Raw genomic sequence first — 12,020 nt, 5'->3', positions numbered from 1 at the left:
TTTCCTGACGGGCCGTCACCTTATTCGAGCTTTCCCGCACCACCCGCGGTCCGGCCGCCCGGTCCCTCACCCCCCGCGCGGCCGCCCGCGCCCGCCGCCGTGGTCGACGGTGCCCACGGCCGGCCCTCCCCGACCATCGCCCGCGCTTTTGGGCCCGACACGGCACGCCGTGCCGACCGTACGCACGACCGTACGCACGGCCGTACTCACGGTCGTGCTCACGGCCGTACGGCCGGCACGCGGCTCGGCCGCGCCACGGCGCAGCCGTGCCGTGCGCTGAGGCACGGGCGCGACCGGCTCGCGCGCGCCGCAGGGCACGCCGGGCGGGGCGTACGGCCACGCAGGCCCGACGGGCCGCACCCGGCCGTACGCCCGGACCCGGCCCCGGCGTCCCGGCGGTGCGCGCACCAGAGAAAGGAGCTGTTGTCGTGAGCAACCGGCCGCTTCGCATCGCCATGGTCGCGCCGCCGTGGTTCGAGCTCCCGCCGCGCGGCTACGGCGGGATCGAGGCGATGTGCGCCGACCTCACCGACGCGCTGGTGGAACGCGGCCACGACGTGACGCTGATCGCGGCGGGCCGCAACGGCACCCGGGCCCGGCGGATGCTGCGCACCTACGACGTGCCGCAGGGCAAGCGGCTGGGCGAGCCGCTGCCGGAGGTGTGGCACACCGCGGCCACCGCCCGCATCCTGGAGGACCTCGACGTCGACGTGGTGCACGACCACACGCTCGCCGGCCCGCTGCTCGCCCGCGGCCGCGACGTGCCGACGGTGGTCACCACGCACGGCCCGCTGGACGGCGAACCGGGCGACTACTACCGGCAGTTGGGCGACAGCGTGCACCTGGTGGCGATCTCGGAGTCGCAGCGCTCCCAGGCCCCGGACCTCAACTGGGCGGGCACGGTGCACAACGCGCTGCGCGCCGGCGACTTCCCCTACCGGCGCGACAAGGAGGACTGGGTCTTCTTCCTGGGCCGCTGCACCCCCGACAAGGGCATGCACCTGGCCATCGACGCCGCCCGCGCCGCCGGCCGGGAGATCAAACTGGCCGCCAAGTGCAGCGAGCCCGCCGAACACGCCTACTTCGACGAGTACATCAAGCCGCGCCTCGGCCCGGGCGTGGAGTGGCTCGGCGAGGTCAACGGCGACCGCAAGAAGCAGCTCCTGGCCCGCGCCCGCTGCCTGCTCTTCCCGCTGCAGTGGGAGGAGCCGTTCGGCATGGTGATGATCGAGGCCATGGTGTGCGGCACGCCGGTGGTCACCCTGCGCCGCGGCTCGGTGCCGGAGGTCGTCGCCGACGGCGTCACCGGCCTGGTCCGCGACGACGTGGCCGACCTGCCCGAGGCGATCGAGGCGGTGGACGCGATCGACTCCCGCGCCTGCCGCAACCACGTCATCGAGCACTTCCAGCCGGAGACCATGGCGGCCGGCTACGAGGCCGTCTACCGCAAGGTGATCACCCGCTCCGGCGACACCCCCGGCACACCGGCGGCCGTCACCCCGGCACCCACCCAGGCCGACATGGCACCGGTGGCCTGACCCGGCACCCCGCCGCCGGATCAGGCGGCCGGCGGCGGGGACCTGACGGGCGCCCAGTGGGTCGCCGACGGCTACACCGTCGTCTTCGCCGGGCTGCTGCTGTCGGCGGGCCCGCTCGGCGACCGACTGGGCGGCAAACCGGTGTTCCAGGCCGGGCTCGGCCTGTTCGCGCTGTGCGGAGCGGCCTTTCCGCTGACCGGGCGGCGCGCCGGCAACGCCATGCTGCCGCTGCCGCTGTTCCGCCGTCCCGCCTTCTGCGGCGCCACAACCGTCGGCCTGCCGCTCACCATCGGTTTCTACGGCCAGTTGTCCGTGGTCACCTTCTCCTTCTCCTCCTTCCAGCAGTACCGGCACTACGCCGTGCTGTGGGCCGGGCTCGCCCTCCTGCCGCAGACCGCCATGACCGGGGTCGCCTCGGCCCTGGGCGGGCGGATGACGGCCCGCACCGGTCCCCGCACCCCCATGGCCCCGGGGCTGCTGGTCGGCGCGGCCGGATTCCCCGCCCTCCTCGTCGCGGGGCGTTCGACCCCGTACTGGTACTGGTGCCGCCCCTGACCGCGATCGGCTTCTGTACGGCGTTCACCATGCCCGCGGCCGTGGCGGCGGTGGTGGAGCCGGCGCCGCCGGAGCGCTCGGGCGTGCTCAACGCCGGCCGTGAGGTGGGCAGTGCGGTCGGGGTGGCCCTGCTGGGTTCGCTCGTCGCCGGGACGGCCCGCTTCGAGGCGGGGATGCGGACCGGGTCGGTGATCAGTGCCCGCTGCTTCCCGGCCGGCGTGCTGCCGGCCGTGACGGTGGTGGGGCGGGCGCCACGGGAACAGGCGCGCGCCACCTGACCTCCTGGCCGCCCGTCCCGCCCCGCGCCGGACTGCTTTCGAGGAGAGGCCCGGATTTCGAGGAAGGGCCCGGATTTCGAGGAAGGACCCGAAAAGGACGGCTCCCCGCCTCGCCGGCCCGGAGGGTGCTCAGTCGAGACAGAAGTCGTTGCCCTCGATGTCCTGCATCCAGATGCACGACTCGTTCTCCTCATCGGCAAGCATGAGGTGCACGCGCGCCGCACCGAGCGCGACCAGCCGTGCGCACTCGGCCTCGAGGACGGCGAGGCGCTCTTCACCCACGAGCCCGGTGGCGACCCGCACGTCGAGATGCACCCGGTTCTTGACGACCTTGCCTTCGGGAACGCGCTGGAAGTACAGGCGCGGGCCCACACCCGAGGGATCCATGCACGCGAACCATGAACCCCGTTTCTCGGGCGGCAGCGAGCGCTGATAATTGTCCCAAGTGGCGAACCCCTTTGGCGGCGGCGGTACGACGTACCCCAACACCTCGCACCAAAAACGAGCGACGCGCTCGGGTTCCGCGCAGTCGAAGGTGACCTGGAACTTCTTGACCGCTGCCATTGGCCCACCCTAACAGGGGACTTTGTCACTCAATTACCTTAGGGAATCCGCAAGTTGGCGAGATGGCGCCCCTTACGAGCCGCTGCCGTGCCGTGCGGCCGCGGGAAGTGGACCGAACCCACCCCGAGCCGTGCGGCACCCGATGGTCACGCAGGAGCCGGAAGCGGCCACGCCGCTCGACATGGGCCGACCGGACCGTGCGCAGGGATGTCGCTTCCGTTGCCGTCCCGCACGGCGGGCGCGGTGACCGATGAGTCCGGTGCGGCGGTCCGGTCCTACCTGATGACGGCCGAACCGACGAGAAGGGACCTGCGGCCATGAAGCTGACGACCCTCACGAACGTCTCCGTCGACGGTGTGATGCAGGGGTGCGGCGGGCCGGACGAGGACCGCCGGGGCGGATTCGAGCGCGGCGGATGGGCCCTGCCGCTCTTCGACGACGAGGCCGAGGCGTTCCTCGCCGCGGTCTACCGGCGCGCCGACGCCTTCCTGTTCGGCCGGCGGACCTACGAGATCTTCGCCGGCTACTGGGGAGCCATGGCGGACACGGGCAACCCCATCGCGGCGGCGTTGAACACGCGGCCCAAGTACGTGGCGTCGACCACGCTCACCGACCCGCGGTGGGCGGACACGACCGTCCTCTCCGGAGACGTCACGGCCGCCGTCGGCGAACTGAAAGCCAAGCCGGGGGGCGAGCTGCAAGTGCACGGCAGCGGCGACCTGGTCCGCCGGCTGCTCGGCGACCGCCTGGTCGACGAGATCATCCTGCTCGTCTATCCCGTGGTCGTCGGCCAGGGCACGCGGCTGTTCCCCGCCGCCGGCCCGGACACGGCGCTCGAACTGGTCGACTCGCGGTCCACCCCGAAGGGGGTGTCCATCCAGGTCTACCGGCCCACCGGGCGCCCGCAGTACGCAACGGCCACGGACTGAGGCACGTGACACGGGTGCCGTGTCCGGTGGGAGAGTCGGTCGCTCATCGGCAGGGCGGGCCGCGGCACGGACCGCACCGGCCTCCGTGCCTCGGCGGTCCTCGCGCCTCGGCGGCCCTGGGCTCGTGCCGGGGGCCGGCCCGGCGGCGGTTTCCGCCGGGTGCGTCCGCCTCGGGTGCCCGGCGGCGGAAAATCGCCCGGACGGCCGGACCGGTTCCAGCGTTCTAGCGTCGATGGCATGACCAGCACCCGTACCTCTTCCCCCTCCCCCTTCCCCGCTCTCGTCGACGCTCTCGCCGCCGGTCCCGTCGTGCTGGACGGCGGCATGTCCAACCAGTTGGAGTCCGCCGGGCACGACCTGGGCGACGAGCTGTGGTCGGCCCGGCTGCTCGCCGAGCGGCCCGAGGCGGTCGCCGAGGCGCACCTGGCCTACTTCGAGGCGGGCGCGAGCGTGGCGATCACCGCCAGCTACCAGGCGACGTTCGAGGGTTTCGCGCGGCGCGGCATCGGCCGTGCGCGCGCCGCCGAGCTGATGGCGCTGAGCGTGCGGCTCGCGCGGGAGGCCGCCGACCGGGCCCGGGCCGCGGGCGCCGCCCGTCCCCTGTGGGTGGCCGCCTCGGCCGGTCCGTACGGCGCGATGCTGGCCGACGGCTCGGAGTACCGCGGCCGCTACGGCCTGACGGTGGACGAGCTCGCACGCTTCCACCGCCCCCGGCTGGAGGCCCTCGCCGCCGCCGGGCCCGATGTGTTCGCCCTGGAGACCGTCCCGGACGCCGACGAGGCGCGGGCGCTGCTGCGCGCGGTGCGCGGGCTCGGGGTGCCGGCCTGGCTGTCGTACACCGTGGCCGGTGGGCGCACCCGCGCCGGGCAGCCCCTGGAGGAGGCCTTCGCCCTGGCCGCCGACGCCGAGGAGGTCTTCGCGGTCGGGGTCAACTGCTGCGCCCCCGAGGACGCCGACCGCGCCGTGGCCGTCGCCGCCCGCGTCACCGGCAGGCCGGTCGTCGTCTACCCCAACAGCGGAGAGACCTGGGACGCCGCGGCCCGCGCCTGGAGCGGCCGCTCCACCTTCACGCCGCAGCGGGTCACCGGCTGGGTCGACGCCGGCGCCCGGCTGATCGGGGGGTGCTGCCGGGTGGGGCCGGAGACGATCAGGGGGGTCGCGGAGGCGCTGGCGCAGGCGTAGGCGTAGGCACGGCACCGGCCCGGCCGTCCGGCACGAGCCGGAGCCGCCGGGCGGGGCGAGCGTGATCAGTGCCGGCGGACAAGGGCGGAGCGGCGCAGGCGCCGTACGACCGACCGCAGTTCCGTACCACGGGCGGGCCGGCCGTCGCGCGGGACCGATGCGGGTGGGGACTCCCGGGCGGTGACGTCGGCGGCCCACAGCGCGAGTTCCCGGTCGCGCGGGCCGTACGCGGTGTGCGGCGCGCCGTCGCCGAAGATCCGCACCGGGTGCGTGGCGTCCCACGCCGGCCAGCCCGGGTCGCCGTCGGCGGCGAAGCGCACCCAGGCGGCGTGCATCGCGTCGGCCAGCTCTTGCGGCGCACCGTGCCCGGCGAGCCGGGCGGACTCGGGCAGGTCGCCGGTGTCGAAGACGAACCCGAGTTCCAGGGCGTGGCAGGCGCCGAGGTCCGGCAGCAGCGAGGGCCAGGCGAACTCGTAGACGTACGACGAGCCGGGGCGGGCGTCGGCCAGGCGGTGCAGGGGGACGCGCAGCAGGTGGTCGGTGACCATCTGGCCGACGATCTCGGCGGGGCCGGCGTCGGGGTACAGGGTGCGGTAGCCGCGCAGCACCTCGGGGCCGCAGCGGCAGCGGGCCCGGCCGGCGGCCAGGGCGACCGCGCCGAGCCGGTCGACGCGCTCCAGCAGCCCGCCGGGGACGAGCCACAGCCGGTACTCGTCGCGGGTCCAGCCCATGAGCAGGTCGACGCCCCGGGCCGCCTCGCCGGAGAGCAGGGCGCCGAGGGGATCGCGGGGCACCAGGTCGCCGTCGACGACGATGCCGAAGGCGGGCCCGCCCAGCACCGGGCCGCTGAGACGGCCCGCCTCGGCCTGGGCGCGCAGCAGCAGGTCGCGGTCGACGGCGGCGAAGGCCTCCGCGGTGGCGGGCACCTTCAGCCGGGAGGCCATGCGGCGCACCATGCGCCGCACCTTCTCCCGCTCGGACGCCTCCGGCGGCCCGCTCTGCAGCACCGCCCGCCGCACCAGCCCCTGCGCCTGCGGGGCCGCGAGGAGCGCGCCGGTGCTGATGGCGCCCGCGGACTGCCCGGCGAGGGTGACGCGGCCGGGGTCGCCGCCGAAGGCTTCGATCGCCTCGTGCACCCACCGCAGGGCGGCGAGCTGGTCGCGCAGGCCGGCGTTGGCGGGGGCGTCCGGGAACAGGCCGTACCCCTCCACGCCGAGCCGGTAGTTGACCGAGACGAGCACGACTCCGTCGCGTGCGAAGGAGCGCCCGTCGTACACGGGCACGGCCGAGGAGCCGCGGGTGAGGGCACCGCCGTGCAGCCACACCAGGACCGGCAGCCGGGCGCCCGGCCCGGGCTCGGGGGTCCACACGTTCAGGTTGAGGCAGTCGTCGCCCGGCACCACCGGGTCCGACAGGTAGCGCGCGAAGACCTGCGAGTACGGGGGTTTGGGCGCGGTCGGCCCGAAGGAGCCGGCGTCGCGCACCCCGTCCCACGGTTCGGGCGGCACCGGGGGCCGGAACCGGCGGGGGCCGAAGGGGGGTGCCGCGTACGGGATGCCCCGGAAGACGGCGACGCCGTCCTCGTACCGTCCGCGCACGGCGCCGTACGGTGTGTCGACCACGGGGTGCGTGCGGTCTGCCGTCATCCGCCCACCAGCCTTTCGCCGCGCAGGTGCCCCGGCGACACCAGAGCACCGCATCCGCCCAGGTGACACCAGAGCACCGCGTCCGCCCGGGATATTCCGGCGGGAGGCGCGGAGGCGGACGCGGTGGCGCGCATGGCGGCCGGGCCGCTCGGCCGTCGTCTTCCCGCCGCCCTGTGGACCGCCTACGACAGGAAGCGCTTTCTGCCGTGCCGTGTCCGGCTCGCCGCGGGCCGGGGGCGGCGGCGCGTGCACCGCGGCCCGGCCGTGCGGCACCCCTAGGCTGAGCGGATGATCACACAGTCCTACCTCGCCGACCTCTTCTCCCTCCAGGGCCGCACCGCGCTCGTCACCGGCGGCAGCTCCGGTATCGGCCGGGCCATCGCCGAGGCGCTCGCGCGGGCCGGCGCGCGGGTGGTCGTCGTCGCCCGGAGGGAGGCGGAACTGGCCGCCACGGTCGAGGCGTTGAGGTCGCAGGGCGCCACGGCGGCCTGGGTGAGCGGCGACCTGGGCACCCGGGACGGGACGCGCGCGGCGGCCGAGGAGGCGGCCGCGGTCTTCGGGGAGCCGGACATCCTCGTCAACTCGGCGGGCGTCAACCTGCGCCCGCCGCTGGACGACCTCACGGACGAGGTGTGGGACCGGACCCTGGCGGTGAACCTGGAGGCGCCCCACCTGCTGGGGCGGCGCTTCGGCCCCGGCATGGCCGAGCGCGGCTTCGGCCGCATCATCCACATCAGCTCCCAGCAGGCCCACCGCGCCTTCGTCCGCAGCGGCGCCTACGGCGTCTCCAAGGGCGGCCTGGAATCCCTGGCCCGCTCCCAGGCGGAGGCGTGGTCCCCGTACGGCGTCACCTGCAACACCCTCGTTCCCGGCTTCGTCATGACCCCGCTCAACGAGCGTCTCTCCTCCGATCCCGCCGTGGTGGCGGCGCTGGCCGAGCGCACCATGGTCGGCCGCAACGGTCTGCCGGAGGACTTCGCGGGTGCGGCGGTGTTCCTGGCGAGCGGCGCCTCGGCGTACGTCACCGGCCAGTCGATCTTCGTGGACGGGGGGTTCTCGGTGCACTGAGCACCGGGCACGCCCGGGCGCCGGCGGTTCAGGCCAGTCCCGTGCGGTGCAGGACCCGTGCGGTGCAGGAAGGTTCAGGCCAGTCCCGTGCGGCGCAGGAAGGCGTCGACGAGGCGGTCGGTGAACTCCCGGCCGACCGGCTCGCCGGTGACCAGGACCCGGTAGTACAGGGGGCCGACGAGCAGGTCGGTCTCGGCGGCCGTGTCGAGGTCGGCGGGCAGTTGCCCCCGCCGCACCGCGCGCTCCAGGGGCAGGCGGTCGCGGCGGCGCTGCTCGTCGAGACAGCGCTCCCGGAAGACGGCGGCGAAGGCGGGGTCGTGGTGCGTCTGGGCGACCAGGGCGCGGAAGACGGCTCCGGTGTCGGTGGAGCTCAGCATGTACGCCAGCCACGGCAGGTAGGTGCGCAGGTCGCGGGCGACGTCCCCGTGGTCGGGCGGGACCAGGTCCTCGGCCATGTCCTCGAGGAAGGCGTCCAGCAGGACGTCCGTCTTGGTGGGCCACCAGCGGTAGACGGTCTGCTTGGCGACGCCGGCGCGCGCCGCGATGCCCTCCACCGTGACCCCGGCGAAGCCCTTCTCGACCAGCAGGTCGTCGGCCGCCTCCAGGATCGCCCGCCGGGCCTCCTCGCTGCGCCCGTGCCGGTTGCCGTGGTGACGCCGCGCCGTCCGGCCGGCGGTGTCCTGCGCAGCGGTCCGCGTCCTGCGTTCCATCTCGCCTCCCGGTGTCCCAGCGTAGGCGGACCGCTCCTCTAGATAAGACGCAACGTTGCGTCTATTCTGGATGGCATGACCCTCACCGACACCCTCGGCGACCCCCGGGTCGCCGCCGCGCTCGACCGGATGTTCGCCGAAGCGGCCCGGGACGACGCCGCCTTCGCCCGCCTGGCCACCGAACTGCCGGGGGACTTCACGTCATTGACCGCGCAGGAGCAGGCGGACGCCGCCGCGCCGATCTACATGCCCGTCTCCGCGACCGGCGGGCAGCTCCTCTACAACCTGGTGCGTGCCACCCGGCCCGCCACCGTCGTGGAGTTCGGCACCTCCTACGGCATCTCCACGCTGCACCTGGCGGCCGCCGTCCGCGACAACGGCACCGGACGCGTCGTCACCACCGAGCTGAACCGGGACAAGGCCGCCGCGGCCCGGCGCACCTTCGCCGAGACCGGCCTGGACGATCTGATCACCGTGCTGGAGGGGGACGCCCGCGAAACCCTCGCCGACCTGTCCGGCCCGATCGGCTTCGTGCTGCTGGACGGCTGGAAGGACCTCTGCCTGCCCGTCCTGCGGCTGCTCGAACCACACCTGGCGCCCGGCGCGCTCGTCGTCGCCGACGATGTCGTCCTGGAAGGACTGCAGCCGTACCTGGAGTACGTGCGCGACCCGGCCAACGGCTACCGGAGCGTGACCTTCCCCGTCGAGGACGGCATGGAGATCAGCTGCCGCCTGTGACCTCCGGGTCGCGCCGCCCATCCGATCCCGCCGCGCAGGTGCGCCCGGAAGTCCGGGTCGCCGTACACCTGCGCGGCGTGGCCCGGGGCCGTGCAGAAGACGCGGCCGCGCCCCTGCCGCCGGCACCACGCCGGCGGGTGGTCCTCCCCCATGCCGCCGCCGCGGTACGACGACTCGTCCGCCGACGCCGGCACGCGCACCCGACCACGCGGGCGGGCGTCGAAGTCGTACCACTCGTCCGTGACCCGCCACACGGCCGGCAGGTGCCGGGTGGCCGGATGCTCCCGGTCCCCGACCACCACCAGGCCCGGCTGGTACTCGGGGTGCCGGGTGAAGCGCGCCCCCAGCAGCTCCCCGTAGTACGGCCACCCGTACTCCGTGCAGGCCGCCGCGTGCACCCCCACGAACCCGCCGCCGGCCTCGACGTACCCGGCCGGCCGCTCCCGCCCGGCCGGGGTCGGCACCTCCCCGCTCGTGGAGAGGAACACCACGGCCGCGTACCCGTCCAGCGGCTCCTGGAATGCCGCCGGGTCCTCCGTGTGCTCCACGTCGAAGCCGCCGAGCGCCCGCACGGCCGCCACCGCGTCCGGGAGGGAGTCGTACCGGTAGTCGGCGGTACGGGTGTGGAGCAGCAGCCGGGATGCCATGTCCCCGGAGACTACGGGGGCCGGGCCCGTCCCGGTCCCGCCCCGGCCCCCGTCCCGGTCGCCGGGCCTGCGGCCGAGGCGGGGACCGGGGCAGGGGCGGGGGCCGGGGCGGGGGCGCACACTGGAGAAGAGCCGGACGGCAGCCGGAGGGGAGGAGGGCCATGCCGACAGCCGGAGCGCTCCTGCGGCATCTGCCGCGGCCCCTGCTGCGGTGCGCCGCCGTGTGGCGGCGCGCGGTCCGGCGCCCGGCGGGCGCGCGCCGCCGCTCCGGGCCCGCCGCCCCGCCCTATCCCGTGCAGGTGCGGGCCCTGCTGGACGTGCTGGACCAGGCGGTCGCCGCCCAGCCGGCCGCCGACGCGGCGGTGGCCGCCTGCGGCGCGCCGGACGGCCCCACCGGGCAGGCCGCACAGGACTGCGGGCGCGTCTGCTCGGCCTTCCACCGGCTGCGGGCCGAACTGCACGGGCTCACCCTCACCGCGCCCGACCTCGCCCGGGCGCAGGCCCACGCCGGACGGCTGCTCGCCTACGACCAGTGGATGGTGCACCAGGCGCTGAACCTGGCCTTCAGCGTGCACCCCGAACCCCGTACCGAGGCCGCCCGGCTCCAGCTCAACGGCCTGGGCCGGCCCGCGGACGACCTGCGGCGGCTGCGCGACGGGCTGCGCGCGGCGCAGGGCGCCCCGGGCCCGGCGACGGCCCCGCGCCCGTGAGCAGGGCCGGACCGCACGGCCGGTTCCTTTCCGCTCCGGTCGCACGGCCGGCTCCGTTCCGGTCGCGCGGCCGATTCCTTCAAGACCGGCCGTCCCGATGCCGCCTAGCGTCGCCGTATGAGCACATCGAAGACAGCAGAAACAGCACAGGCAGCACAGGCAGCACAGGCAGAGGCAGCACGGACAGAGACGGCGCAGACAGCGCAGACAGCTCAGACAGCTCAGACAGCATGGACAGCGCAGACGCCGGGGGCGTCCCCGGTGGTCCGTTGCGACGCCGTCGGCCTCGTCGTGGCCGACATGGCCGCCTCCGTCGCCTTCTACCGGCGGCTGGGGCTGGTGTTCCCCGAGGGGGCGGAGGCGCAGCCGCACGCGGAGGCCGAGGTGGGCGGCGGGCTACGGCTGCTGCTGGACACCGAGGAGACCGTCCGGTCGTTCCATGCCGGGTGGCGTCCGCCGGCCGGCGGGTACCGCACCGCGCCGGCCTTCCGGTGCGCCTCCCCCGCGGACGTGGACGTCGTCTACCGGGACCTGGTCGACGCCGGGTACCACGGTGAGCTTGAGCCGTGGGACGCCTTCTGGGGGCAGCGGTACGCGGTCGTGCACGACCCGGACGGCACCGGCGTGGACCTGTACGCGCCGCTAGCGGCCCAGTAGCCGGGTCAGCGGCATGCCCGCCAACTGCCTGACCTCGCGCGCCAGATGGGCCTGGTCGGCGTAGCCGCACCGGGCGGCCGTCTCGGCGTACGGCACTCCGGCGCGGGCCAGGGCGAGGGCCCGCTGCAGCCGCAGGATCCGGGCCAGCGTCTTGGGGCCGTAGCCGAAGGCGGCCAGTGAGCGGCGGTGGAGCTGCCGCGCGCTCAGGCCGGTCTCGTCCGCCACGGCGCCGACCGGGCGGCCCGCCTCCAGCGCCCGCACGAGGTGCGCCGGCAAGGGGTCGGGCGGTCCGGCCTCGGCCGCCCGCCGCAGGACCGCCTCCTCCAGCGCGCCCGCCGGGTCGGTTGCCGCGTCCACCCGGGCGCGCAGGTGCCGTACCGCCGCGGCCGGCCACAGGTCGGCGAGGTCGACGCGCAGGTCGCGCAGCTCGTGCGCCGGCACGCCGAGCAGGGGCGGGGCGGTGCCGGGGGCGAGGCGGACGCCCGCCCAGCGGCGCGGCGCCCCGGCGGGGACGTACGGGCGGGTGTCCGGGCCCGCGACCAGCAGCCGTCCCTCGCTCCACAGCAGGTCCATACAGCCGTCGGGCAGGACGGGACGCACCGCGGGATCGTCCTCGGCGCTCCGGTGCCACACGACCGCCCCGGTCAGGCGGGAGGGTCGCTCGGCGTACCCCGCGGGCCAGGCGGGGTGCGCGTGCTGCTCGCCGGTCACGGCAGGAAGGCTACGCCGGGGGCGCGGGGCGCGCACGGCGGCCCGGACGCGTCCTGCGTGCCGCCTGCGCAGCTCCGCTCGCCCGCC

At 75.5% G+C, this 12,020-nt stretch carries 14 protein-coding genes; 9 read left to right on the top strand and 5 right to left on the bottom strand.

The annotated features are described in order from the left end of the window. Window positions 1–428 precede the first annotated feature (428 nt). From IE225_RS21275 to IE225_RS21265, 3 genes are all read left to right on the top strand, one after another. Entirely contained in the window at window positions 429–1,538 is a 1,110-nt protein-coding gene (locus IE225_RS21275) for a glycosyltransferase family 4 protein (RefSeq protein ID WP_229879861.1), read from the top strand. 141 nt (window positions 1,539–1,679) lie between these two features. Then, window positions 1,680–2,093: an MFS transporter gene (locus IE225_RS21270; RefSeq protein ID WP_190059183.1), complete on the top strand. Its 414-nt coding sequence runs from the start codon at window positions 1,680–1,682 to the stop codon at window positions 2,091–2,093. Further along, a complete protein-coding gene (locus IE225_RS21265) occupies window positions 2,081–2,371 on the top strand; it encodes a hypothetical protein (RefSeq protein WP_190059182.1) in 291 nt (96 codons plus the stop codon). Before IE225_RS21270 ends, IE225_RS21265 begins: the two co-directional genes overlap by 13 nt. A gap of 129 nt (window positions 2,372–2,500) precedes the next feature. On the opposite strand, the gene IE225_RS21260 is transcribed toward IE225_RS21265, so the two are convergent. Next, window positions 2,501–2,935, bottom strand: coding sequence for a VOC family protein (locus tag IE225_RS21260; RefSeq protein WP_190059181.1), 435 nt, complete (start codon window positions 2,933–2,935; stop codon window positions 2,501–2,503). Window positions 2,936–3,252: 317 nt separating this feature from the next. Here IE225_RS21260 and IE225_RS21255 point away from each other — a divergent pair, with 317 nt between their 5' ends. Beyond that, window positions 3,253–3,864 carry a dihydrofolate reductase family protein gene (locus IE225_RS21255; RefSeq protein ID WP_190059180.1) on the top strand — a complete coding sequence of 204 codons (612 nt, stop codon included), beginning with the start codon at window positions 3,253–3,255 and terminating at the stop codon, window positions 3,862–3,864. Between the two features lie 237 nt (window positions 3,865–4,101). Further along, the gene (gene mmuM, locus IE225_RS21250; RefSeq protein WP_190059179.1) at window positions 4,102–5,046 is read left to right on the top strand and encodes a homocysteine S-methyltransferase; all 945 of its coding nucleotides are present in this window, start codon (window positions 4,102–4,104) and stop codon (window positions 5,044–5,046) included. Window positions 5,047–5,111: 65 nt separating this feature from the next. Here the strand turns inward: mmuM and IE225_RS21245 are convergent, their stop codons facing one another. Continuing rightward, window positions 5,112–6,692: a carboxylesterase/lipase family protein gene (locus IE225_RS21245; protein WP_190059178.1), complete on the bottom strand. Its 1,581-nt coding sequence runs from the start codon at window positions 6,690–6,692 to the stop codon at window positions 5,112–5,114. Window positions 6,693–6,980: 288 nt separating this feature from the next. Between IE225_RS21245 and IE225_RS21240 the strand changes: the two genes are divergently transcribed. After that, window positions 6,981–7,760 (top strand): SDR family NAD(P)-dependent oxidoreductase, encoded by a 780-nt coding sequence (locus IE225_RS21240; RefSeq protein ID WP_190059177.1) that lies wholly within the window; start codon window positions 6,981–6,983, stop codon window positions 7,758–7,760. Window positions 7,761–7,834: 74 nt separating this feature from the next. On the opposite strand, the gene IE225_RS21235 is transcribed toward IE225_RS21240, so the two are convergent. Beyond that, window positions 7,835–8,470 (bottom strand): TetR/AcrR family transcriptional regulator, encoded by a 636-nt coding sequence (locus tag IE225_RS21235; protein WP_190059176.1) that lies wholly within the window; start codon window positions 8,468–8,470, stop codon window positions 7,835–7,837. Window positions 8,471–8,545: 75 nt separating this feature from the next. Here IE225_RS21235 and IE225_RS21230 point away from each other — a divergent pair, with 75 nt between their 5' ends. Next, a complete protein-coding gene (locus tag IE225_RS21230) occupies window positions 8,546–9,208 on the top strand; it encodes an O-methyltransferase (protein ID WP_190059175.1) in 663 nt (220 codons plus the stop codon). Here the strand turns inward: IE225_RS21230 and IE225_RS21225 are convergent. Beyond that, complete coding sequence (locus IE225_RS21225; protein ID WP_190059174.1) at window positions 9,151–9,855, bottom strand: ThuA domain-containing protein; 705 nt, start codon at window positions 9,853–9,855, stop codon at window positions 9,151–9,153. The two genes, IE225_RS21230 and IE225_RS21225, sit on opposite strands and share 58 nt — an antisense overlap. A gap of 161 nt (window positions 9,856–10,016) precedes the next feature. Between IE225_RS21225 and IE225_RS21220 the strand changes: the two genes are divergently transcribed. Then, window positions 10,017–10,565, top strand: coding sequence for a hypothetical protein (locus IE225_RS21220; RefSeq protein ID WP_229879859.1), 549 nt, complete (start codon window positions 10,017–10,019; stop codon window positions 10,563–10,565). Window positions 10,566–10,826: 261 nt separating this feature from the next. After that, entirely contained in the window at window positions 10,827–11,222 is a 396-nt protein-coding gene (locus tag IE225_RS21215; protein ID WP_268250009.1) for a VOC family protein, read from the top strand. Here the strand turns inward: IE225_RS21215 and IE225_RS21210 are convergent. After that, window positions 11,208–11,933, bottom strand: coding sequence for a helix-turn-helix transcriptional regulator (locus IE225_RS21210; RefSeq protein ID WP_190059172.1), 726 nt, complete (start codon window positions 11,931–11,933; stop codon window positions 11,208–11,210). The genes IE225_RS21215 and IE225_RS21210 overlap by 15 nt on opposite strands. Between the last annotated feature and the right edge of the window lie 87 nt (window positions 11,934–12,020).

The organism is Streptomyces echinoruber (genome assembly GCF_014651135.1).
GTDB lineage: Bacteria > Actinomycetota > Actinomycetes > Streptomycetales > Streptomycetaceae > Streptomyces > Streptomyces echinoruber.
This window is presented reverse-complemented; position numbering and strand designations above follow the sequence as displayed.

Bases quoted from the DNA above. Each gene is read 5' to 3' on its own strand.
- IE225_RS21220 (WP_229879859.1), top strand. From the start codon at position 10,017: ATGCCGACAGCCGGAGCGCTCCTGCGGCATCTGCCGCGGCCCCTGCTG.
- IE225_RS21230 (WP_190059175.1), top strand. From the start codon at position 8,546: ATGACCCTCACCGACACCCTCGGCGACCCCCGGGTCGCCGCCGCGCTC.
- IE225_RS21255 (WP_190059180.1), top strand. From the start codon at position 3,253: ATGAAGCTGACGACCCTCACGAACGTCTCCGTCGACGGTGTGATGCAG.
- IE225_RS21240 (WP_190059177.1), top strand. From the start codon at position 6,981: ATGATCACACAGTCCTACCTCGCCGACCTCTTCTCCCTCCAGGGCCGC.
- IE225_RS21245 (WP_190059178.1), bottom strand. From the start codon at position 6,692: ATGACGGCAGACCGCACGCACCCCGTGGTCGACACACCGTACGGCGCC.
- IE225_RS21225 (WP_190059174.1), bottom strand. From the start codon at position 9,855: ATGGCATCCCGGCTGCTGCTCCACACCCGTACCGCCGACTACCGGTAC.
- mmuM (WP_190059179.1), top strand. From the start codon at position 4,102: ATGACCAGCACCCGTACCTCTTCCCCCTCCCCCTTCCCCGCTCTCGTC.
- IE225_RS21260 (WP_190059181.1), bottom strand. From the start codon at position 2,935: ATGGCAGCGGTCAAGAAGTTCCAGGTCACCTTCGACTGCGCGGAACCC.
- IE225_RS21235 (WP_190059176.1), bottom strand. From the start codon at position 8,470: ATGGAACGCAGGACGCGGACCGCTGCGCAGGACACCGCCGGCCGGACG.